Raw genomic sequence first — 23,465 nt, forward strand, 5'->3', positions numbered from 1 at the left:
GCTTACTTAAATGGCTTAATTGGTAAGCGAAGAAATGTTTGAGTATAAATACTCATCGCAAAAGTGACACGCTCCCGATCGACACGGCATAAAAAGTAACGAGCTACGTCAAGAGCACTTTTCATAGTTTTAGGATTTTAGTAATTTGACAAATTCACTTTTGATGCTAAGCTATTTGGTGGCTTTAGAAGTACGATCGCAATTACGATCGCTCTTTTCCCCTCGCAACTACATTTCTCTACCCAAATCTGGCCACCTTTGAGCTAATTCTTTCGAGCTGCCGCTGAGCTAACTCGTCATGCCAACCAGGTTCATCCGGCTCGACGCTAGGTAAATCTTACATGACCGGCAGCCTTTGCTTCGGAATGTCGATCGCCCCCGTGCCAGCGACGCCCAATGCAGGATGGGAAACATCATCAAGGCTAACTGCTACTGGCAGTCATACAATTTTAGATTTTAGATTTTAGATTTTAGATTGCCAATGGCTTATTATGTAAAGGTTTGGAGCTTGCCTACCGTTGCATCCTTTTTTCAAACTGGCGGTCAAAATCAGGTATTTCTATTTTATCGCCCGAATTATCCCAACCAGCAATTAAAGTCCCCACCTGCGGTACGCTAGATCAGGTGAATATATTGGCTGATTTCAAGCTATCCTCCGATCGATCTTATGTCCCCAACCACATCTGCCCCTTCCCGAACCGTTCGCATCGGTTCCCGCAAAAGCCAACTCGCTCTCGTGCAAACCCACTGGGTGCAAGAACAGCTACAGAAACACTTCCCGGAACACACTTTTGAAGTCCACACCATGTCCACCCAAGGGGACATAATTCTTGATGTCGCCCTCGCTAAAATTGGCGATAAAGGACTTTTTACCAAAGAATTAGAAACGGGAATGATTAACAATGAAACGGACTTTGCCGTTCATTCCCTCAAAGATTTGCCTACCAATTTGCCCGAAGGTTTAATCTTAGGATGCGTCACCGAACGGGAAAATCCCGCTGACGCCTTGGTAGTTCACTCCAAGCACAAAGACAAGCAACTCGACACCCTCCCAGAAGGTTCAGTAATCGGCACTTCTTCCCTGCGGCGGCTAGCTCAATTGCGCCACCATTTCCCTCATTTTGAATTTAAAGATATTCGCGGCAATCTCAATACTCGACTCGCTAAATTAGATGAGGGCGGTTACGACGCCATTATTTTAGCAGTGGCGGGATTGGAAAGATTGGGTATGGGCGATCGCATCCACCAAATTATCCCTGCTGAAATCTCCCTTCACGCCGTCGGACAAGGTGCTTTGGGCATCGAATGCCGCGCCGGAGATACAGAAATCATGGCAGTAATTAAAGCTCTCGAACACTCGGAAACCGCCCAAAGATGTTATGCCGAACGCGCATTTCTGCGGGAATTAGAAGGCGGCTGTCAAGTGCCTATAGGCGTCAATACCAAAATAGAAAACGGTCAATTAACCTTAACCGGAATGGTATCGAGTCTCGACGGCCAGCGATTTGTCAAAGATACTGTTTCCGGCCCTGCCGAGACTGCTGAACTGTTGGGAATTGACCTCGCTCACCGCCTGCGCCAACAGGGAGCTAGTGAAATTTTGGAGGAAATATTTGTCCAAGTTCAGCGCGGTTCCTAAACCAGATCGGCATCTATTTGTCAATGCTTTTAGACTAATCTAGAGATATCGCCTTTTGTAAAATAAAAATAACTGGCGGTTCGCTTTTGCTTTCACAGATACACTAGCAGTATGTTTGTAGATTTTTGATGGGATTTTAGATTAGACTTACGATCCCGACCTCAGAAACCCGGTTTGTTCTATATCTGGTCGTCAAACCAAGGATTTTCGCTGATTCCGGGTTTCTGAGCGTAAGTCCGATTAGAGCATAAAGTTGACCGTCGGTTTCAAAAAATTCTGACTAATTTAGGACGCTGCGCACGGGTGGAGATTTCGATTTAGTACCCAAGATTTCTCCCAAAAACCGATTTTTTTCGTAAGTCCTATAATTATCAATAGACCCATCCAAAATCTACAATCAAACATCCGAAATTAATCAGCAATCTATTTCAGAAAAAGGCAAAATATGAGCGCTAGGGAAACTCAAATAAAGCTGGAATTGAACAAAGTTCAGCAACTTTATCGCAAAATGCAGGCCGACCAAAAAGCTTTGCAGCAGCAATTGAAAGAGTTTAAAACTCAGGCAGGAAATTTTTCGGATGTAGTCGAGCAAGTCTTGCCGTCCGTAGTTTCAGTTTACGTCATGGATTGGGAGACACAAGAAGAGATTTCTTCAGGGAGTGGCTTCTTTGTATCGCCGGACGTAATTGTCACGAACTATCACGTGGTCGAAGATATTGCTGATGAAGATTACTTCTATGAAGAAGATGAAGTCGAACAGGTTTTAGTGGAAACTTACGACGGAAAATTGAGACTGGCAGAGGTGGTGTTTACCGGTAATGCGGAAGAAGATTTAGTGTTGCTCTTAATTAGCGATTTTACCTTCAACCCGGAAACAGGGGAACAAGTCGAATCTCCCCAGGAATATCCTCCCCTAGAGTTGTCTTTTGATGTGAAAGTGGGAGATACAGTAATTGCTGTGGGCAATCCTTTGGGGCAGTTTGCTTCAACTGTAACTCAAGGTATTATTAGTGCAATTCGCGAACCCGATGAGTATGAAGAAGGCGACGAAGAAGTAGATGATGTTGCTGAGGTGAAGGTGTTGCAAACTGATGCGGCGATTAATCCGGGAAATTCCGGCGGGCCGCTGATTAATATGGCCGGTCAAGTGGTTGGGGTGAATACGTGGGGATGGGAAGATGCTGATAATATTAATTTGGCGATCGCCTCTGAAGCTTTGGATGATTTTTTAGCTGGATTTGAAGAAAGTTTTGAGGAGGATTCTCAGAATTAGTCGGGAGTTGTCGGTAATATGTGATTCGGGCGATCGCTCTTTTTATGATAGGGATGCAAAAGGCGATCGCTATTTGCTTAATTCCATACTGATGGCTTTGCGTTCAGTTTTACTAAGGCGTAAAAATCATCAAACTGCATACCATTTTTGATGTTTACCGTCAATCAAAAAGTGAGATATAAATTTGATTAGATAGTGAAAATTGTGGCGGGAGGAGAGTCCAGGCGATCGCTCTTTTGTTCGGCCCTCCGCAACGCGGATAAACACGGATGGAAAAAGGGCGATCGCTACAGCAACTCAGATTTATACTTGTTTTTGGGCGCTGCGTTAATATTGTGCCGCTCGCCATTTAAACTTAATCTAGACTAACAATCTCAAGGAACACAAAAAAATAATGCGCATTTTATTTGTATCCGCCGAAGCAGCACCCCTCGCCAAAGTCGGCGGTATGGGCGATGTCGTCGGCGCTTTGCCTAAATTTCTGCGGCGCATGGGACATGATGTCCGCATCTTCATGCCCTACTACGGTTTCATCCCCGACAAAATGGACGTTCCCAAAAAACCTGTTTGGGATGGGGCGGCCATGTTCCAAAGCTTCTCCGTCTTTGAAACTGTTTTGCCGGGAACCGATGTACCTTTATACTTATTGCAACATCCATCTTTCTTGCCGCGCCGCGTTTACGGCGGTGTAGATGAAGATTGGAGGTTCACTTTCTTTGCCAATGCTGCGGCTGAATTTGCCTGGAATCACTGGAAGCCCCAAATTATCCACTGTCATGACTGGCATACCGGGATGATACCTGTTTGGATGAGCCAAGACCCCGATATCAGCACGGTTTTTACTATTCACAATTTAGCTTATCAAGGGCCGTGGCGCTGGCGTTTGGAGCAGATGACTTGGTGTCCTTGGTATATGCAAGGTCACAATACAATGGCTGCCGCAGTACAGTTTGCCGATCGAGTAAATACAGTTTCGCCGACTTACGCCGAGCAAATCAAAACCCCAGCTTACGGGGAAAGTTTGGAAGGTTTGCTGTCTTTCATCGGCGGCAAGGTTTCGGGCATTTTGAACGGAATTGATACAGAATCTTACAACCCAGAAACTGACAAATACATCCATCAACAATTCAGTGCTGATACTATTGAAAAGCGCCCAGCTAACAAAATTGCCCTGCAAGAAGAAGTCGGTTTAGAAGTGAATAAAGGTGCCTTTTTAATGGGCATGGTGACGCGGCTGGTAGAACAGAAGGGATTGGATTTGATTATTCAAATGCTCGATCGCTTCATGGCCTATACCGACGCTCAATTTATTGTACTTGGAACGGGCGATCGCTACTACGAAACCCAACTCTGGCAAATGACAGCCCGCTATCCCGGTCGGATGTCCACCCAATTACTCTACAACGAAGCCCTCTCCCGTCGCGTTTACGCAGGCTGCGACACCTTCCTGATGCCCAGCCGTTTCGAGCCCTGCGGCATCAGCCAAATGCTTGCCCTGCGCTACGGGTGCGTGCCAATGGTGCGCCGCACCGGGGGTTTAGTCGATACCGTTTCCCACAACGATCCGATCAATAACACTGGTACAGGTTACTGTTTCGATCGCTACGAACCCCTCGACTTGTTCACCTGCATGATCAGAACTTGGGAAGGTTTCCGCTACAAAGATAAGTGGAAAGAACTGCAACAGCGCGGCATGAGAGAAGATTTTAGCTGGGATATTTCTGCCCGGAAATACGTCAACTTGTACAGCGATATTTTGGGACTGCCGCCCGAAGAAACTGCACCGGAACCACAGCCAGAATTGATCGTTGGTAAAAGTTAATCTTAGTACAGTGCGTCATATCAATTCCGGCTGCACTCCTTATGATATAGAGGACACGGCAGTGCCGTGTCCCTACAATTAATCGTGGTAGGGAAACGGCACTGCCGTGTCCTCCGTTTATATCATTCCGAGGCTAACGGAATTGATATCAGTCGGTGTTTGATTCGACTGAATCGAGAGGAGATCGGCTGACGCACCAGCTTAGTAAGGTGCATCAGTCAGTTTTTGATTCAATTTAATCGATCGGCTGACTGCTGACTACTGACAAATTAATCAACAAATAAATCGAGAGGTAAATGACCGTAAGTGCCACTAACTCCACCTTCTGAGGAAGATTGACACGAAATCAAAACGCCCCGGTAAGTTCCGATATAACCGTCAACATAATACGAACCCTTCAAAGTATTAAACTTAATATAAACCGAACCAGCAAAGGTCGAGACAGCATTGGGATCTAAAACAGCTTGATATCCCAAAGCTTTCAAATAAGCTTCTAAAGCTAAAAACCCCTCATCCGTCGAAGAAGCGCACACTCCCAACATTTGATAATCCGACAAACTTGCTACCAGCAAAATCGCTTGACGCAGCGCCTGTTTTTCCAGCGGCGATGCTACAGATTGCATATCCAGACAAGTGAAATCCTTGAGGATTTGCTGTGCTTCTTCAACAGTTAGGGTAGTCGGGTTTTGAGTAGACATGAATTGCTCTGATATTTCCCAAAATTACGATCGACACTCGGGTACTCGTCAACGAATTTCTGCCATTGCCACCCTCTATCGACGGCGGTAACACTTGCGCAAGTCCTGATTATAGCCGATTGTGGACTCTGACAATCAATTTTGGCGATCGTCTTCGAGGGCTTCGCTAACGCCCGTAGCGCACAAAAAAGCTAGTAGTTCTTACCGATGTTTTCAAATTTAGATCAGTCCGCGTTTTTTCAGCTTTGCTAGCGCATCTTCGGCCGCATTTTTCTCAGCATCTTTTTTGCTTTTGCCTTTACCTTCTCCATAGAGTTTCTCTGCGACATAAACTTTAGCGAGAAATTCCGGCTTGTGGGGTGTGCCTCCTTCTTGGATGGTCACGTATTTGGGCGGAGTCGTGTCACCGTTGGCCTGTACCCATTCCTGAAACCGATTTTTCGAGTCTACAGTCGATCGAGTTTCCACCACATTTTCGGGAACAGAATCAAACATTTGTCGCACAAAGTTGCGAACTTTGTCCATGTCTTGCGTGTCGAGGTAGTAAGCGCCAATAAATGCTTCAAAAGTGCTGCTGAGCAAATTTGGGTTGGTAATCCCACCTTCTCGATAAGCTCCTTTTCCGAGCCGCATTTTTAAGTCTAAATTGATTTCAGTAGCAAATCTGGCTAATTGTTTTTCATCTACTAATGCTGAACGCCGGCGAGTCAGTTGGTCTTCCCCCATTTCTGGGTGACGCTGATAAAGATATTCGCCGCTGAGAAAAGTCAGCAAAGCATCGCCGAGAAATTCTAAGCGTTCGTTGTCTTCTTCGCGATATGCGGGGTTTTCGTTGACGTAGGAACGGTGAGTGAGCGCTTGGCGCAGCAGTTTTTCATTGTTGAATTCGGGAAGGGGAATTTTGATTTCTTGTGTTGGATTAGTTAATGGCATGGGAGTTTGATAATTGTCATTTTGGGCAGACTTCAGGGCTAGGGCGGGAGTTGACATGAAATAGCCGCAGATAGCGGTAGGTTTGGAGAATCTAGTTTATCAAATAAACTGGATTTTTGCTATCTGCGACCTGGTGAATGTCTAGGAAGTTTAGGCAGTCAGTTTGTAAGTCTCGATCGACTTTGGCAATTCATCGACAAAGTAAAATCCATCCGCAAGCTTTTTGAGATTGTGACTATCATTACCTTTGCGGGCAACAATTATTACCTTCTTCCCCTTTTCATGCAGCTTGCGAATCAAAATTTCACCGTAGCCGTCTCCAGACACAATAATAAATGTATGTGGGTATAGGCTACTTGACGCCTCGCTATAGCACTCGCCAAACAAATTAAAGTCTACAGCACCTGTGATTTTTACCGGTTCATGAACAAATTCAAAATCTAGACAGCGTAAAGTTTCTTTTGCTTCCTTATTTTGTTTTTCCCAATTGTTGTAAACTTTGCGGTTGACGACACATCCCAGTCCACTAGCAAAGAGTAATAAATCTTTGGCTCGTTTGTAATGAGAGATGTTCTGATAATCCCAATAAATGGAAACTAAAGGCTGAGACTGGCTTTTTTGTTGGCCTGTTGTTCGATGATTGTCTGTCATTGGATCGTTCCTAAAAAAGGGTGAGCAGACAGCATCAATAAATTACCCATCTAGCACGAAGTATTGTTTTTGGGTTCGCTCAAAAATGAGCTTTCCCATTTAACAAATGGCTCTAGTAACAAACTATGAATTTAGTTTGTATTTGTTTGGTTAGCGTCTCAGCGATACGATGCGTAAACTTCGGCTAGGGGTTCTAAAAACCCGTTGATATACACATTTAAACAAATGTTGTGCCAGCCGAAATAAACCCATCATCCTCGCTGAGACGACTTAACCAACACTCCTTGCTTTTGAATGAGGGTGTTTATCTCAGCTATACTACTTTGATGCTGGCACATTAATTCTAAAATTTCAAGGGGTAATCTGATTTATTTTTTGAGCTTGATTTTATGAACGGGACTTATGCGATCCGACAAAAGAAACCGGGTTTTTTATCGAATCTGCGGGATGCAGCGAAGTATTTTCGCAAAAAAACCCGGTTTCTGGCTACTTGTGGGTAAGTCTCAATTGTCAGCTATAGTCTATTAGGGGAAATTTTACACCAAATGGGATGATACCATAATCCTAAAACAGTGTAATTTTTACCCTATGTTGCGAACTTGCAGAACGTCGCGACGCGACAAATGGTTTAGCTGGCTGAGTGAGTCAATGGAAGCTTGGGATTTTTGCCGTCGGTGGTTCCACGCCACACAAGAAGAAGAAAAAGCCAGAGGCTACAAAGCGCGTTGCAACCTGCTTCTGGTAAAGGTTTTAGGCGTTAATATTGATGCCGTCAAGCGGTGGGGGCCGAGTTTTGAAAAAATGCCAGACCACCACAAGCGTACCTTGTCATACGCTGACACGCTGCGAGAGATGATAGAGGTTGCTGGCAAAAATGAAGATTTTTTGGAGGAGGTACTAGAACGAATCAAAAACAAATCTAAGAAAATAGGGGAATATTTACACTGAATTGGTGGTGTCAAGCGGGCTGGGTGTTGTATTTTTTGGATGTAGCACTCAACTAGCAAAAGCCTTTAATCACTGTGACACAGAGTTTTTTATCGAATTCCAGCAGCGACGCCATTCAACTTCCCGCGTCCCTGCTAACTCCCGACGCAGCAAATCCTGAGAAAGAACCCCTCAAACATCTGCTGATAGGTTCTCCCCAAGCTGTCAGGAGTACAATTTACGTACTCCACGCGCGCGGGTACGCTGAGGTTGGTGTCTGGAGTCCCCTGCTACCAACTGCTAAAAGTGGTGAGGTGATGAGTATTTTTGTGAAATACCTTCGCATCTAATAGATTCAGATTGCATGGTGCCCCGGAATTATGCTGTGTGCGAAACAATTAGGGTTTGCTCTTCCGCGGCACCCCAGGCGGAGTGTCACTAGATTTTTGCTATTTTATATTAACTAAAAATTATTTTTCTGACATCCTTCGACCCACGCGCCCTGACCTCAGAAACCCGGTTTCTACGAGATTTTGCGACGAGTCACAAAAAATACAAGAAGAAACCGGGTTTCTCGCCTTCGATGCGATCGCCCGATCGCCCCTCTCCCTGCGGGCCCATCCCGCTTATCTCCGGCATTTGAACTGTAAATGTAAAAATATGTTGCAAACTTTGTACTGCTGTGTTAAGTTTAGTTACAGAAGGTTGAAATTAAACGAGGTTTCTGGTCATGGAAAACAAAGACGCAAAAGTTGGCTTCACTGAGTTTGCTGAAACCTGGAACGGCCGTTTGGCAATGTTGGGCTTCGTTATCGGTCTAGCTACCGAATTCCTCACCGGTCAAGGCATTCTCTCTCAAGTCGGTTTGATGTAATCAGCTCTTCTGCATACAATAGCTGAAATTCAGTCGGGCGATCGACCCCATCACAATTGCAAAAGCCCCCCCGCTCATAAGTCCCCTTCACTTCACACGGAAGGGGGCTTTTGCATTTTCTCTCAAAAAATCCCACAGATGGCAGAATCAAAAATCTTTTCCGTCTCGATATTTATCGCGAGACTAACTCCAGCAAACTAAGCAATTCCTACTGAATCCAACATCCTCATTTTAGGAGTCAAAGCAGGAAGCTTCACCAAACCGTCCCGTTTGTGAGTCCGCGCGGCGCTGTTACCTAAAATCATCTCCGACAAATCCGGCATTTCCTGCCAGCAGTGCGAGCAAAACCAATAAACGCGATTGTGGCGAGCGTGGCGGAGCAATTGAGAGGAGCAACAAGGGCAACTATTCATGAGATTTTAAACCTTTTTTAAGATATGGAGCGATAACCAATTCATTACAGATATTGACGAATGTCGGTGCATCTCAACTTCATACACAACAAGAAAAAATCTCTTTTCAATCACAACTTTGAGCGTCTCGCAAGTAGCATTTTTGGAAACCGAACAGCAACACCACTATCAGAAGCTGAACATTCCAAGGGGCCCAAGAGAAACCCCAAAGAAAACAACCAAGTCCGGCTAAAGCCACAAGAACAAAAATATCTTGAGATGTTTGCCAGTAAATCCCGACTGCCACCAGAGAAACTATCAGTAGCAAAATGTAAGCTGAGGGCATAGTCGTCTTCTCCCAATGTATCTGCCACCAGTCAGGATCGCTCCCTGACCATGTGCTTAAACTTAAAACTAAAACCTGAAGAACTTATGAAGACGAGAAAGTTGTCACAAAAAGTAAAATACTCCTGCCAGCTTATATTTTTATCAGAAACCAGCAGGAATATTGAGTTCATGGCTGAGGTCGAATCCGGTTAAATGAACGCACTAGAAATAGGGATTTAGGCCTAGTCTATTGGTATCAATTTCACCGCAAGGAAGGCAGGCGTTTCAACCCTGCCTTCCTTGCGGTTTTTAGTCTTAAACTGACTGGACGAAAGGCACAGAGCCTAAGTCCTTAGACTTATGCTGTACGATCGCCCGGATTTAATCTGAGGCACAATACCAAAGAAACCAAGTTTTTTTAACTTTCTTTGCCTGCAAGACTAATGCTTGAAAAACTTCACAATTCAACGCGCGCGATCGATCTATTTTTGATCCCAGCCCAAAGCTTCAGCGACCTGAGCCGCCAAAAACATCGGTTCAAAAGGCTTAGCAATCACGCTCACAACCCCCAAATCCGCGAACATCCGCCTGTCCCCAGCCAGAGCTTTAGCCGTCAATAAAATTACGGGAATGTGCTGCGTAGCATTATTAGCTTGTAACTGTAAAAAAGTAGTAGGCCCGTCTTGGTCGGGCATCATCACGTCCAATAAAATAGCATCAGGCTGTTCGGCAAGAGCCTTAGCAACACCCTCGCGGCCAGAACTAGCAGTCAGGACTTCCCAGCCCCCCACTACCTCAAGACTGACTTGAGCCACTTCCCGAATATCTTCCGCATCGTCAATAACCAAGATGCGCTTGGCAGTCAATATTAACATTTTTTTAGAAATGAGAACTGATCGTAGACTAGAGGCGAAATGTGAATTTTTTGTAAAACAAATTATCTTACCAGATCAGACTTTACAGTAAATTTTCAAAACTGCATAGCAGGTGTTGAAGGCTATAGCGGCGAAGCTGAGCGGGTAAAAAGAAAGAAGAAAGAAGACCGAAGTTGTAATCGACCGCCAGGTTTTCAACAATTAAGAACATCCTAACCGTCCGGCGCGGTTGCTGTAAAATCTCTCCCCCAAAAAAAGCCGTTTTTCGACCTCAAATCGCGGTTTTTGCTCGCAGTCCCCGAACGACAGAAAAGGCTGAGATTGTTAGTCGGTGACCGAAAGCATCCAGGATACAAGCCCCCGTATTCATCCGTGGAGAAATAAAAAACCTGTATCCGATAAACCAGCCCCCGAATTTATCCGTGGGGTCAATGCTTCAATCTAAAATCTAAAATCTAAAATCTAAAATCGATTGACTCGATCGAACAATCTGCACAAAATCAGTAACTTTGGATACACCCGCGTAGAAATTAACTTTCCGTTGCAAGCGCCTCCCTTGGAACTGGCAGACTTAAGAAAAAAGTGCTGCCCTCCCCCAAAACGCTCTCCACCCACATCCGGCCCCCGTGCTGCTGCACGATACTGCGACAAATAGCCAGCCCCAAACCAGTACCTCCCTTCTGCCGAGAATCAGAAGCATCAACCTGTTGAAAGCGTTCAAAGACCATTTCCAGCTTGTCTGCCGGAATACCCCGCCCTTGGTCTTTCACAGCAATCAGGATGTACGACGATCTCGATACTGTCAAGTGCGGATGGGCGACGGCAGCCTCAGCAGACAACAAAGACGGAGACGACACCGACTTCAACCCAGCTTTGTCTGCCAAATCCCGATTGTGGATCAACTCCCCGCTCAGCCAAACCGTAGCCCCGGAGGGAGAAAATTTAATAGCATTACTGAGCAAATTTGTCAAGGCTTGAATTAGCCGATCGGGAACAGCTTGCAATTGCGCCCCCACAGGTCTCACCGACAGAGTAACTCCCGCCTCCTGAGCCATTCCTTGCATCTCGTCGGCCGCCTGCCGCATCAGCTCAGCGACATTGCAAGTTTGTTTGATGGCAGTGCTGTAATTCGACTCCATCCGCTCTAAATCCAAGATGTCGTTGACCAAGCGCACCAAGCGTTCAGTGTTAGTGACAGCAATCTCCAGCATCCGCTTGGCTTTGTGGGGGTAAACGTCAAGCAGGCCGCTGTTGAGAAGGCCGAGGGCGCCGTGAATCGAAGTCATGGGCGTCCGCAGTTCGTGGCTGACAACAGAGATGAATTCATCTTTCATGCGCTCGATCGCCAGTCGCTCAGTAATATCCTTAAAAGTCACCACAGCTCCAATAATTTCGCCTTGTTCTCGCATCGGAGCAACAACGTACTCAACCGGAAAACTGCTACCGTCTCGCCGCCAAAAAATCTCATCGGTGACGCGCCGCGCCTCTCCGTCTTCCAAGGTGGCTAAAATTTGAGAACTTACCCGCTGAGGCAGCAGTTTGCCGGCCTGCGGTGCCGCGCAGTGTGGGACAATTTCAGCGCCTGAATTGATGTCTTTTGCAGGTGAGAGTTGATCGATCGCCCTTGAGGATTCTTCCTGTGAACGGTGTAAGCTTTCATAGAGCGGTCGATCGATCAATTGCTTCAATTCGCAGCCGGCCATTCTCACCGCCGCAGGATTGACAAAAGTTACTTTTCCATGTCTGTTCAACCCGCAAATTCCTTCTCCTGCGGAGAACAAAATCATTTCTGTTTGGTGGCGGAGTTGTTCAAAGGCTTTTTCGACTCGCTTGCTGTCGCTGATGTCGCGAGAGATTGTTGAAACGCCGGTTACCGCTCCTGTGGCGTCTTTAATCGGAGAAATTGTCAGGGACACATCTATCTGTTGGCCGTCTTTCCGCAAGTGCACGGTTTCGTAATGGTCGATGCTGGCTCCCGCCCTAATATGTTCCAGAATTTGGGGAATTTCCTTGGGGCGTTCGGGTATTGCTAAAATCTCGATCGACTGCCCCTTGATTTCCGCCGCACAGTAGCCGTAAATCTTCTCTGCTCCTGCGTTCCAGCTCTGAATTGTCCCGGCGAGGGTTTTGCTGATTATACCGTCGTCGGAAGACTCGACAATCGACGCTAAGCGCACGAGCTCGTCTCTAGCTTGCTTGTATTCCGTGATGTCGCGGCCCAAAATCACGATACTTTTGCGTCTGCCGTCCGGGTGAAATACGGGTACTTTAATCACGTCGTAGATTTTCACAGTACCGTCCGATCGGGGAATCATTTCTTCCCCCCTAGAAAGCTTACCTTTTGCCCACGCTTCTCGATCGCTGACCTCGCACGCCTGTAGGGCCTCGCGGTAAAAAGTGCTGAGTTCTCCTAGCTGAAAATCTTTAAGGCCGCGGTAGTCTATTTTTTCTAGCTCGAACACTTCCAAGATCGCTTGATTTGCCTCCTGCCACCTGCCCTCGCCATCTTTGAAGCAGACAATATCTGGCATGGCATTCATCAGCAAGTCGAGATAGGAGTTTTCTCGCCCTGCAGCTTCTACCTCCGCCCGCTTGGCGATTTCCCGTTGCAGGTTTTCGTTTGCCGTTTGCAGCGAGTCGATTAACAAACTTTCTTTAACAGTTCTTTCTTTAATTACTTCTTGAAGTCTGTGGAGTTCTAGCGACAGCCGCCTGCGGGCTAACAAATTTTCTACCCGCAAGTGCAGTTGGGCGGCATCGAGGGGAGTTGCTATCAAATCGTCAATTCTGCCATCGAGTTGTTTTGCCGGCAGCGAAAATTGCTCAGAAAGAGCAGGCGTTTGGGATTGGCTAAGGAGCAAAAACGGTAAAAATATCGGCTCGGCGGCAGCTTTTAATGCTTCTATCAGCGGCCCGATGCGATCGAAAGAGGCCTCGTCGAGAATGCACAAGTCAAAAGGGATTTGGGGAATGGGAAATTCGGAGTTGGGATCTAAAGCGCGATCGACTACGATCACCTCATGCTCGGTGTTGAGGTTGGCGATCGGGAAATTAGGTTGTTGGTGGCGATCGACCAAGAGTAAAATGCAGCTCATTAGTTTGTTGATTTCCCCATGACTAATGATATGATGATCCGGTAAATTAACCATTATTATACGGTTTGTATTGACGAATCCTTTCCTCTTTGCAATCAGGGTTCAAGCCCTCACTACAAACAAATTTTATAGCTATACAACGACTGGATGCGAGCGTAATGATGAAAGCATTAGGCAGCAATATCCGAATCTCCCTGTCAAGAAAAGTTGATAATTATTGAATTGTTTTTTCCTTCACAAAATGACTAATGAGTGTTGACTAATTCAGTTGGGGGGGGCGGGTTTATATTTAGTATTTGGCTTTGCAGTGCTATTTTGCTGGTGAAACCCGCCCCTACAGACTAATGACTAATGACTGATGACTAATTACTTTTTACGGCATTCCGATCGCAATCAAAGCATCTTCCGGCATACAGGTAGAGTAACGCTCCCCTTCCGATAAAACCGCAATCAGCCTCATCTGCCAGTCGGGCATAATCTGCAAATCCGCCCAGGGCACTGCTATCTCCAAACATTTATCCAATCCCACTTGGGCCCGGCTGAGGCGGGGCTGCCACTCATCGCCCTCTCCTGCTTCGTGAAACGCAATCGATTTCGTCAGCAAATTAATCTCTAACTGATGGTGGAATCGGTAGTTTAGCGGTGCTTCCTCGGGCAAACCCGACAGCGGAATCAGACTGTTTTTCATCGTGCGATCGGGATAAAACCAGAACAAATTTAACTCTGGAGGGCAATCAATTCCCGGCCGCACCCCTGCCTTGAAGTCGGCGCGAATGTAAAAATTCAAGTGGTCAACCCCGTACCAAAGCCGCTGAATTGCCGAACTCCGGTGCATCGTACCCCTTGCTCCCCCAACTTCAATCCGGCCGGCTTTGTCCCAATCTTGTTCGTTGCCGATACCGTCAATCACCGGGTGAATAAAGCTCAGCGGCTGGTGGTCGCCTTGAACCTCGTGCACCTCTACTTGCCGCCGCACTTCCGGGGGTACGGGTTCGCCGAGAGCTTCGTAAATCCCCGCTACGTGTTCGCGAAATAGCTGGTCGAACATGGCATCTTGGTTCGATGTGTGACCTTCGCCAAACCACCAGAACCAGTCGGAACCTTCGGCTGCATAAAGCGCTTCCCAAGCTTCTGGGTTGCTTTCTTCTGTGGCCTCTGGATGGTTTGCCAGCATTTGTCTCGCGGGCCCTAATATGTCCCAAGCGCGATTTTTCGCGGGATCGCCGATCCAAGTTGTGAGAGAACCGTCCACCCAGGAACCGGTGTGCAGTTGGGCTGCGGGAATTGTTTCGGTTGCTGGGAATTTGTCGAGAAATTCCGAGACTGTGACTAATTTGATATCTGGATTGTCGCTGAGAGTTTGATAGAGGGATTCTAAGAAAGGTTTGCCGTCTTGCGGATAGAATTCCCAGCAATTTTCGCCGTCTAGGGCGATCGTAACTAACCAGGGATTTTCTAAAGCTGTTTGGCCGTCGGATTGTCGGTGTTTGAGAGTTTTGCCGATCGCTTCTAAGTGTCCCACTAAATCTGATGCTGCTTTTTTCGGTTCCATCGAACCGTAAGTAAACCCGATCAAGTCGGACAATCTGTGGTCTCTAAATACTATGGCTAAATCGCCGTCAGGAGTTTCTAAACGGTAAGGGCGATATAACAATTCTGGTTCGCCGACATTCCCTGCCGCGTCGCGGTTAAAAAAGTGTTTAATTGTCCACCCCAATACTGCTTCGTCCGAGACTATCCATTTAAAGCCTTGTTTGGCAATGTAGGGCAAAATTTCCGGGCTGACTGCTTGTTCCGACGGCCACAAACCGCGCGGTTGGCAATCAAACCGGTCTTCATACATTTCCCAGGCTTTTCTCAGGTGTCGGGGAATATCTTCTTCCCACTGAAACCGATGTTGTGGCAGCGTCATGTTTGGAATGGCTATGCGGCCGCCGTTGGTGTCGGCAAGCAGCGGTAAAATCGGGTGCGTGTAGGGGGTTGTGGAGACTTCCAACTGTCCCTCAGCTTGCATTTTACGGTGCTGGGGAATGATGCGAGCGAGGATTTCTTTTTGTTTTGAGTAGATGTTTTTTCTGTCGGTCAAACTAAAATTTTGTCCTTGTTTCAGCCACCCTGCAATCTCGGGGTCGTCCCAAAACATCGGGTCAATCCAAGCTAAATTGTGCCACGCCAGCAAGTCGCTAAAATCCTGCAATTTCCAGTTTGTCAAACACCACTGAATGCCTTTTTCCTGCCGCTGAGTGTAGAGTTGAGCGTAGCGGGGATGCGGCTGAATCAGAGTGTGGTAATTGGCGTCAAAAAAGTGTTCTAAAATGAACTCTTGTTCTGGGAGGGTTAAAATTTCTGCTGACTTTAATGTCACCGTCAAGTAAGGGTCTAATGCTCTGTCTGCGATGCAGTCTTCTATCTGCAAAATCAAGGATGGAACCAGGTTTACCGTTTGATGCAGTTTGGGATATTTTGCCAGAAGGAGAACTAAATCTAAGTAGTCTTTGACTCCGTGCAAGCGCACCCAAGGCAGTCGGTACTGAGCTGCTGCTGTGCTAGCTGATACTCGGGATTTGTACAGCGGTTGGTGTTGGTGCCAAATGAAGGCTACATAAAGAGGGTGAGACATTGAATTGTGTAATTGGTAATTGGTAATTGGTAATTGGTAATTGGTAATTGGTAATTGAATTTGGTAATTGGTAATTGAATTTGGTAATTGGTAACAGTCAACTGGTAATTGGTAACAGTCAACTGTCAACCGTCAACTGCCAACTGCCAATTACCAACTGACTAATTACATTACCTGTTCGACTTCGGCAATTTCTGGGATGGCCTCGCGCAGGCGGCGTTCAATGCCCATTCTCAGAGTCATTGTGGAACTGGGGCAAGAGCCGCAAGCTCCTTGCAGTCTCAGGTGTACGACTGGGCCGTCGATTTCTACGAGCTCGACGTTGCCGCCATCTGATATCAGGTAGGGACGCATTTCATCGAGAACTGTTTCGACGTTATCTTTCGTTAGTGCTAGTGTCATATTTCGCCTCTGTGATGATTTCTTGCAGTTGATTTTGTTCGATTTGACTCAAGGGCAGCATTCTCAACCGCGCAGGATTTAAGCAACCGGGTTTCTTGACAAAAGACTTGCGCACTCAGGTGAGCTGGCTGCAAGAAACCCGGTTTCTGTCACGCTGATGCTAGATCTGAATTCGGTCTCTGGTTCGATCGTAGCGTTACTTGCTGCCAAATCAAGTTGATTCTGATAGGTTAACCAAAAAAACCCGTTTTATTTAATAAATTGGGTTTTCGATCGCGCTACACTACTGCTGGTTCTAGCAGTTTGACGTTGGAGTAGTTGAACTCGGTTGTTGTCAGTTGACCTTTTTCTTTCGATCGAACTACTTGCTTTGTCATGACATAATAGTCGCCTATCTTGTCAAAGGTATCTTCAAATTCGAGTTCTCTGATGATTTCGTCTGTTTGGGGGTTGCGGAAAACGGCATCGTAGTGAGTCGCCAAAGAACCTTCGGGTGTTTCTAAGCTTTTGTGCGTGTCAATTACGAAAGCCATGCGGCCCATCACCCGGCTGACTTGACAAATTGAAAGACCTCGAATTTTATAGTTAGAACCCATTGAGTCGCCTTGCACTAAAATATCCACAGCGTCGGTGCTGTCTTTCTCGCCCAAGGTGAAGCTATTTTTGCCGTGAGATTTTTCAAATGTCGAGCGTTTGCGGTGGGTGACAATATCGCGCATTTGGGTGTAGACGCTTTGCTGCACTTCCTCGTCTTCAATGCCGCTGACTTCCACGCTCATGTCGGGTTTGATGGAAACATGACCCGTGTATACTTCCTCGCCCTGTTTGAGTTCAATATCGGCACTGTAACCGGGAAAATTAGCATCCCAGGTGTAGCGGTGTTCGTAAGCAGCGCGAAACAAATCGCGAGCGTTGGCTTGCTCTGTCATAAATCCCTCTTTCTCTTGACACCCATCTAGTTTAGCTTAACCGCGAGAACCCCCACATTCACTGGATAGGGGAGTTACCCGCACTCCTGGCGAGCACTTCTTGGGGGTGCTGCTGGGCAGGTAATTCGATCGCAACAAGAATTTACTTTTTCTATCGGTTGCTATGATCTGAAAATAAAGTCACAAAATGCCTGGTTATTGAGATCGCGATCGGTCGATCGCCAGACAGCAATCTTAGTTATCGGTTATTTTGAAAAAACTTGTGTCCGCTTTTTAGGGGTTGCACCTGTGGCAACTCTCAGATTCCCCCATTAATAAAATGCTAGAAACAGTCTACAAACATTTAGAAACATTGCAGAAACAAGCTAGCGAATTGCCACCACAGCAACAGGCAATTTTAACAAAAACTCTGGAAAAATTATCAAATTCATTGCAGGAAATAGCAGCCAGCAGCCTGTTTGAAAGCGCGAGATATAACGAAGCAAAGCTGGTTGAAATTGAAAAAAATAATCGCCTATTGGAACGCACTGTCGCCCAGCAAGCATCGCAAATCAGACAGCTACAGGAACAGTTGGCAAAACAAATCAGCCAGCTCCGCAGGGACAATCAAGGATTAATTAAAAGCGAAGCAAAACTGCAAGCTCTGCTGCGCAATTCTCCGGATCTAATTAGTATTGTCGGCTCCGACGGGCGAGTTCGATACCACAGCGGAGCTTTACAGCGGCTTGTGGGTTACAACCTAGAAGAAAGAATTGGCAATTTTCACGGCGAGTTAATCCATCCAGACGATTTACTGGCTTGGCAGGCGTATTTTGGCAATTTGTTAGAAGCTCCCGCAATTGCTGGACCGATCGAATATCGGATACGCCACGCTGACGGTTATTGGCTCTACATCGAGTCGATAGGTAACAGTTTGGTTTCCGATTCTAGCGTGCAGGGAGTTATAATTAATTCGCGGCAAATAGGGGAACGCAAGCAAGCAGAAATGGCAGTCCGGGAGTCGGAACTGCACTACAGAGTTATGTCGCAAATTACTTCGGATTTTGCCTATTCTTTTAAGGCACTGCCAGACGGCAAGTTCGCCTGCGAGTGGGCGACAGAAGCTTTTGAGCGCTGCGCTGGTCTCGTTCCTGAAGAATTAGAATCGTTTGGTTGGTGGAACTCCGAGATCGTTCATCCCGACGACCGGGAAATATTAATTAAACAATTAGAATGCTGTAGTTTCAGCCGCACGGGAGCCAACGAGTATCGCATTATTAATCAAAAAGGCGAGGTGCGCTGGTTGCGGGACTACTGGCAAGTTGTGTGGGACAAAACTGCTGAACGGGTTGTCCGTTTGTGGGGCGCTTGTCAGGAAATTACCGATCGCAAGCAAGTAGAATTGAAACTGCAACTCGTTAACCAAGTTTTGCAAGCGCAGATAGCATCGGCGCCGCTGGCGATTAACTGTACCAGCAATGACGGCAATACCGTTGTTTGGAACCGCGCCGCCGAAAATTTTTTTGGCTGGACTGCGGCTGAGGTTTTAGGGAAACCTTTACCGAATATTCCTAGAGGGCAAAAGCAAGATTATTACGCGCTGCTGAAGTCTGCGTCTAATGGCCAACCGCAAAACGGTTTGGAAGTATCTTTGTTGAAAAAAGATGGTAGCTCGATCGATGTTTGGCTTTGGACTGCTCCCGTGCGAGAGCCAGGCGGCCAGACTGTCGGCAGTATCAACATATTTTCCGATCTTTCAGAACGCAAGCGCATAGAGGAAGAGCGCCAAAAATTAGCAGCGATGAATGATATCGAGGAACCTTTTTGGGCGCGCTATGTCAGCCCTCCAAAAACCAAGACAAAAAATGGCGAACGCTAATCTTATCAAGCACAAGTTAAGAGCATGGAAAGTGTGAAACTGCAATCTTTTGCTGGCGATATAATTTCCGGTAAAATAACCTATTTGATGGCAGTCGATCGAGCGGACATAATATGATAAATACACCAGGCTGCTAGGTGTAGTAGTTGGTCTTCTGCGCTGTATAAAACTCTAATTACATAAAAATAATAGATTAACCAGCTACGGAATTTATTGAAGGAATCTATCGATAAAGTGTCCGATTTATCAGGCGGAAGACTTGTCTGCACGGTAAATATTCGAGTTTTTGAATACGCCGCTCGAATCTTTACTCGTTCCCAGATTCCTCCTGGCTCCTGAAAGCGGCTAACTCTCCGTGAGTCTGGCAAGATTCACTTAACTCAATGTAATCTAAGATATTGGAAATTACCTTAGAAAGGTGGATAGCGGAACGGTGAGCTTCTTGGATAAAATCTCTCTCCTCGATCGGATCGTCAGCTTGATCGTCTATGGTTAGTTGTAGATAGCCGATGATGTGATTTAGGGGAGTGCGCAGCTCGTGGGACGCCTTCAACAAAAATTGCTTTTTGAGCTGGGATAGTCCTTGTACTCGCTTGCTGCGCTCTTGGTAGAGGGTGGCGAGGGCGATCGCACTTCCTACTTGATCGGCAAGTTCTTGTGCAAATTCGATTTGGCCTTGAGTCCAAGGTCGATCGGTCTTACCCTTCCGCGACGATCGGCCCTGGCACCGATGCAAGCTAATTATGCCGTTAGGTTGGTCTTGATAAGCGGTAGCCAGCACTAGCAGCGACTGCGGCCCAAAAGGTTCATTGGCTGCAAAGGACTCTACTACCACCGGTTCGAGGGTGGCTAGAGCTTGAATGAAATGAGGTGTTGCTGTGAGCGAGATTTCCATTCCCAGCATGGGTAAAAATGGTTCTTGGCAGTATTCAGCAGCTACTTTGACTTGCCGGCTAGAACTTTCATAAGGACAAATGATGCAGCGGCTGACGCCTAGTGTTTCTCCCAGACTGTTAACTGTTTGCTGCCAGATGGTATCAAGATCCAAGGTTCGACGAATCTTTCTGCCAATTTGGAGTAAAAGTTTTTGCGATTGAGCTGATATTTGCTGATTCATAGCAACCCTTGTTCTACTACACTGGCAAAAGTGTACCACTGGGCCAACAGAGCAGGAATTTACCGAATTTACCAGCCTGTCGCTGTCCGATTTAGGAATTACGTAATTATACTTAAATCTTGCCACACGCCGTCAAACATTACTAAGTAGTTTCGGTGTCTTTACAAGATCTTTATGGTTTTTACAGAGAACAGAGAGTATCCAGTATTCTAAATAATCCTTTACTTTAGGCGTTTGAGAAGCTGAATCAGTGATAAAAGCTGGGATTAAGTTCTTGTAAAGTTGGCGGTTTACGGGGGTTTACTCGGAGGTGTTAGCTGCCAGCCGACAGATAAAGATCGGCTTTGTTATCCGTACCCCCGGATTCCATTGATGCGAATTCTGGGTAGATCCCGGAAGCGGCGGGGGCGATCGATCTGATTTCCAGCATCCCAAGGAGGGAGCTTGGCGACGGAGAAAAGTTAAAATTGATACACTGGCGATCGAACTGTTTGGGTAGGATAATTACCAATTATCGATGACCTTTATGCACGAAATGGAACTCGCGGATACGCGAATCTAGCAATTCTTCAGGCAATTTTTAAGTGAGTGAGGTACAGTTGGGTAATTGCTAATTGCTAATTGCTAATTGGTAAGAAAGCTGGCGAGTAACGCACGAAAGTTGAGAACTGGTATAGCTGTTTTTTTCCTGATTCCTGATTCCTAATTCCCTCTTGCTGATTCCTGATTACTTCAAAGTTCCGACGATAAATTACCGATGATTGATTACAAGTGATTAATTTTTCAATAGTGGTTCTTGATAAAGCGGGACAGTAAAAGTAACAGTCGATCCCAGTCCTTCCCCCATACTGTAAAAATTTACTGTACCCCCCATTGCTTCTACCAGTTTTTGAGAAATGGCCAATCCCAAACCGGTGCCGCCGTATTGCCTGGTACGATCGCCGTCCACCTGAAAAAACGACTCAAATAATTTATCTTGCTTGTCGAGAGAAACCCCAATGCCAGTATCAGCGACTCGAATTTTTACCATTCCGGGGAACTGCTGGTTGTCAACAGTCACCTTTTTCTTAATAACTTCGGCACTGATGCGAATTCCCCCTTCCCCGGTAAATTTAATTGCATTGCCCGTGAGGTTCAAGATTACTTGAAGCAGGCGTTGGTAGTTGCCATATACAATAATCTCGTCTTCCACAGCGGGTTTTTGGATTTGAAATTGCAATCGCTTTTGCTCGACTTGAACCCGTGTGAAATTCTCAACTTGTTGCAAGAGTTCGCCGAGTTGGACGGGAGCGAGGTCTAACTCCATTTTGCCAGCTTCGATTTTAGCGACATCCAAAATATCGTTAATAACATTGAACAAATGTACTGCCGAGCGGTAAGCTTCTTCGATAAATTGGTGCGCTTCTTCGGGGTCATCTGCCATGCCGTCCACAAGCAGTTTCAGGAAACCGAGGATGCCGTTGAGGGGGGTGCGGAGTTCGTGAGAAGTATTGGCAAGAAATTGACTTTTAAGTTGGGAAAGAGCTACGGCTTCGGCGCGGGCCTGTTCTAATTCTTGGTAAAGTGTAGCGTGGGCGATCGCACTGCCGACTTGAGCGACTAACTCGCGGGCGAATTCGAGTTCGACAGGACTCCATTTCGGGGAACTGCCGCAGCGGTGCAAACATATCAGTGCATTGGGTTGGTCTTCATGGGAAGTAGCTGCTACGAGCACGGAATGACGGTGGAAGGGATCGGCGAGGGGGGAGGCGTAATCTACTGCTACTGGTTTTAGGGTGGCTAAAGTTTGAATCCACCCCTGCTGTTCCGCTGCGCGCAGTTCTAATCCCAGCATAGAAGAGTAAGGTTCTTGGCGGTACTCAGCTACTACTTTAAAAGTTTTCGATTGGAGATTTTCGATTTGAGCTGGGGAAAGCGGGGGCGAGCGGTCGCTGGCAATTGAGTGTTGTAATTCGGCTGCTGCGGCTGAATAATTTTGTTGATTTTCCGAGGCTAGGAACGGGGATGATTCGAGATTTTCGCTATCTTTTGTGTAGGAACAGATGATGCAGCGACTCGCGTTCAAGACTTGACCCAAACTGTTAACAGTTTGCTGCCAAATTGTCTCTAGGTCGAGGGTTTTATGCAGGTTTTGAGCGATTTGGGAGATGGTTTTGCGGTCGATTTCCGAGTACGGAGGGAGCGATCGACCGGGGATGCGGCTCGCGGAAAGCATCATTTGTTGGTGGGCGTCCGAGGGGGATGGCAAAGCTCGATAGAGCATGAATTCTGGTGAATCTGGCGGTCTGTCTGTGGGTTTGTCAGACAGCAGCCTTCCCATAACTAAGACTTTTGCAGCTTTGCCGTTTGAGTCGATCGCCGGAGTGAGTGTCAAATCGAAGAGAAAATATTGTCCGGCGTGGGAAAATGGATAGCTGAAGCGTTGCGGTACGAGGGTTTCGAGCGCCCGCTGCAGGATATCGAGATAAGGCTCAGGGGCGATGGGTTGCAGGGTTTCGCTGAGGGGGCGATCGACAATTTGTTCTGCTGTGAGGTTGTACTGCTCGGCTTTTTGCCAGTAAAAAGATAGATATCGACCAGAGGCGTCTTGGGTAAATACTAATTCTGCCCCTAACTCTTGAAAAAAGGCTGTAGAGGCGAGGCTCGATCGCCGGAAATCTGTGTTAGAGTCCATCAGAGTAGAGGATGAAAGTAGTTCTGATTTTGGAGTCGTGATTTTTTAATTAAAAACTCACGACTCCAAATTGTTTGGGGCTTCGACCGTTAAGTTGTGAGTTATTAATCCACTAAAAAGTTGTTGACTTTTTAATGAAAAATTAACCTATCAAAACTCACAAATCGCAACATTTTTATGCTTCTACCATTGATTTTTTAGCAATCAATGAACTCAAAAAGAATTAATTATTTAATTCTGAACTTAACTCAAAGCTCAAAACTCTTTGTTGTCAGCCGTTTTGGGTAATTTAAAAATAACAATTAAGATTTAGGAATTAGGAATCTGCACCGATTAACGATCGAGTTTGAAAATTACGC

20 protein-coding genes are annotated in these 23,465 nt (G+C 46.4%); 7 read left to right on the plus strand and 13 right to left on the minus strand.

Features of this window, described 5'->3' with window-relative positions; translation table 11 throughout:
• The first annotated feature begins 667 nt into the window (after positions 1–667).
• The 3 genes from hemC to glgA all read left to right on the plus strand — a co-directional run bounded on the left by hemC (position 668) and on the right by glgA (position 4,734).
• A complete protein-coding gene (gene hemC / locus QUA20_RS25200) occupies positions 668–1,639 on the plus strand; it encodes a hydroxymethylbilane synthase (RefSeq protein WP_333192154.1) in 972 nt (323 codons plus the stop codon).
• 445 nt (positions 1,640–2,084) lie between these two features.
• Entirely contained in the window at positions 2,085–2,912 is an 828-nt protein-coding gene (locus tag QUA20_RS25205) for a S1C family serine protease (RefSeq protein ID WP_333192156.1), read from the plus strand.
• A gap of 394 nt (positions 2,913–3,306) precedes the next feature.
• Positions 3,307–4,734: a glycogen synthase GlgA gene (gene glgA / locus QUA20_RS25210; protein ID WP_333192158.1), complete on the plus strand. Its 1,428-nt coding sequence runs from the start codon at positions 3,307–3,309 to the stop codon at positions 4,732–4,734.
• 269 nt (positions 4,735–5,003) lie between these two features.
• On the opposite strand, the gene QUA20_RS25215 is transcribed toward glgA, so the two are convergent.
• The 3 genes from QUA20_RS25215 to QUA20_RS25225 all read right to left on the minus strand — a co-directional run bounded on the left by QUA20_RS25215 (position 5,004) and on the right by QUA20_RS25225 (position 7,016).
• Complete coding sequence (locus QUA20_RS25215) at positions 5,004–5,432, minus strand: DUF1824 family protein (RefSeq protein WP_172191128.1); 429 nt, start codon at positions 5,430–5,432, stop codon at positions 5,004–5,006.
• 219 nt (positions 5,433–5,651) lie between these two features.
• On the minus strand, positions 5,652–6,422 hold the full coding sequence (gene rnc, locus QUA20_RS25220; RefSeq protein ID WP_333192159.1) for a ribonuclease III: 771 nt from the start codon (positions 6,420–6,422) through the stop codon (positions 5,652–5,654).
• A gap of 93 nt (positions 6,423–6,515) precedes the next feature.
• Positions 6,516–7,016: an NYN domain-containing protein gene (locus QUA20_RS25225; RefSeq protein WP_333192162.1), complete on the minus strand. Its 501-nt coding sequence runs from the start codon at positions 7,014–7,016 to the stop codon at positions 6,516–6,518.
• 588 nt (positions 7,017–7,604) lie between these two features.
• Between QUA20_RS25225 and QUA20_RS25230 the strand changes: the two genes are divergently transcribed.
• The 3 genes from QUA20_RS25230 (at position 7,605) to QUA20_RS25240 (ending at position 8,817) form a co-directional block, all read left to right on the plus strand.
• Positions 7,605–7,964: a hypothetical protein gene (locus QUA20_RS25230; RefSeq protein ID WP_333172864.1), complete on the plus strand. Its 360-nt coding sequence runs from the start codon at positions 7,605–7,607 to the stop codon at positions 7,962–7,964.
• A 74-nt stretch (positions 7,965–8,038) separates the two neighbouring features.
• Positions 8,039–8,293, plus strand: a complete 255-nt coding sequence (locus QUA20_RS25235; RefSeq protein WP_333192165.1) for a hypothetical protein — start codon at positions 8,039–8,041, stop codon at positions 8,291–8,293.
• 380 nt (positions 8,294–8,673) lie between these two features.
• Positions 8,674–8,817 carry a chlorophyll a/b-binding protein gene (locus QUA20_RS25240; RefSeq protein ID WP_172191134.1) on the plus strand — a complete coding sequence of 48 codons (144 nt, stop codon included), beginning with the start codon at positions 8,674–8,676 and terminating at the stop codon, positions 8,815–8,817.
• A gap of 197 nt (positions 8,818–9,014) precedes the next feature.
• Here the strand turns inward: QUA20_RS25240 and QUA20_RS25245 are convergent, their stop codons facing one another.
• The 7 genes from QUA20_RS25245 to QUA20_RS25275 form a co-directional block, all read right to left on the minus strand.
• Positions 9,015–9,230, minus strand: a complete 216-nt coding sequence (locus QUA20_RS25245; protein ID WP_333192168.1) for a hypothetical protein — start codon at positions 9,228–9,230, stop codon at positions 9,015–9,017.
• Between the two features lie 106 nt (positions 9,231–9,336).
• Positions 9,337–9,555, minus strand: a complete 219-nt coding sequence (locus QUA20_RS25250) for a hypothetical protein (protein WP_333192171.1) — start codon at positions 9,553–9,555, stop codon at positions 9,337–9,339.
• 463 nt (positions 9,556–10,018) lie between these two features.
• The gene (locus QUA20_RS25255) at positions 10,019–10,411 is read right to left on the minus strand and encodes a response regulator (protein WP_333192173.1); all 393 of its coding nucleotides are present in this window, start codon (positions 10,409–10,411) and stop codon (positions 10,019–10,021) included.
• A gap of 530 nt (positions 10,412–10,941) precedes the next feature.
• Complete coding sequence (locus tag QUA20_RS25260) at positions 10,942–13,506, minus strand: PAS domain S-box protein (protein ID WP_333192175.1); 2,565 nt, start codon at positions 13,504–13,506, stop codon at positions 10,942–10,944.
• 373 nt (positions 13,507–13,879) lie between these two features.
• Positions 13,880–16,126: a glycoside hydrolase gene (locus QUA20_RS25265; RefSeq protein WP_333192178.1), complete on the minus strand. Its 2,247-nt coding sequence runs from the start codon at positions 16,124–16,126 to the stop codon at positions 13,880–13,882.
• Positions 16,127–16,291: 165 nt separating this feature from the next.
• Entirely contained in the window at positions 16,292–16,528 is a 237-nt protein-coding gene (locus tag QUA20_RS25270) for a NifU family protein (RefSeq protein ID WP_172191146.1), read from the minus strand.
• Positions 16,529–16,806: 278 nt separating this feature from the next.
• The gene (locus QUA20_RS25275; RefSeq protein ID WP_333192180.1) at positions 16,807–17,457 is read right to left on the minus strand and encodes a DUF3386 domain-containing protein; all 651 of its coding nucleotides are present in this window, start codon (positions 17,455–17,457) and stop codon (positions 16,807–16,809) included.
• A gap of 319 nt (positions 17,458–17,776) precedes the next feature.
• Here QUA20_RS25275 and QUA20_RS25280 point away from each other — a divergent pair, with 319 nt between their 5' ends.
• Complete coding sequence (locus tag QUA20_RS25280; RefSeq protein WP_333192183.1) at positions 17,777–19,315, plus strand: PAS domain S-box protein; 1,539 nt, start codon at positions 17,777–17,779, stop codon at positions 19,313–19,315.
• A 307-nt stretch (positions 19,316–19,622) separates the two neighbouring features.
• Here the strand turns inward: QUA20_RS25280 and QUA20_RS25285 are convergent, their stop codons facing one another.
• The 3 genes from QUA20_RS25285 to QUA20_RS25295 all read right to left on the minus strand — a co-directional run bounded on the left by QUA20_RS25285 (position 19,623) and on the right by QUA20_RS25295 (position 23,106).
• Positions 19,623–20,432, minus strand: a complete 810-nt coding sequence (locus QUA20_RS25285) for a GAF domain-containing protein (RefSeq protein ID WP_333192186.1) — start codon at positions 20,430–20,432, stop codon at positions 19,623–19,625.
• A gap of 313 nt (positions 20,433–20,745) precedes the next feature.
• The gene (locus QUA20_RS25290; RefSeq protein WP_333192188.1) at positions 20,746–20,943 is read right to left on the minus strand and encodes a hypothetical protein; all 198 of its coding nucleotides are present in this window, start codon (positions 20,941–20,943) and stop codon (positions 20,746–20,748) included.
• 264 nt (positions 20,944–21,207) lie between these two features.
• Positions 21,208–23,106: an ATP-binding protein gene (locus tag QUA20_RS25295; protein ID WP_333192189.1), complete on the minus strand. Its 1,899-nt coding sequence runs from the start codon at positions 23,104–23,106 to the stop codon at positions 21,208–21,210.
• Positions 23,107–23,465: the final 359 nt, after the last annotated feature.

It is taken from the genome of Microcoleus sp. Pol7_A1, from assembly GCF_036701085.1.
Classification (GTDB): Bacteria; Cyanobacteriota; Cyanobacteriia; order Cyanobacteriales; family Microcoleaceae; genus Microcoleus; species Microcoleus asticus.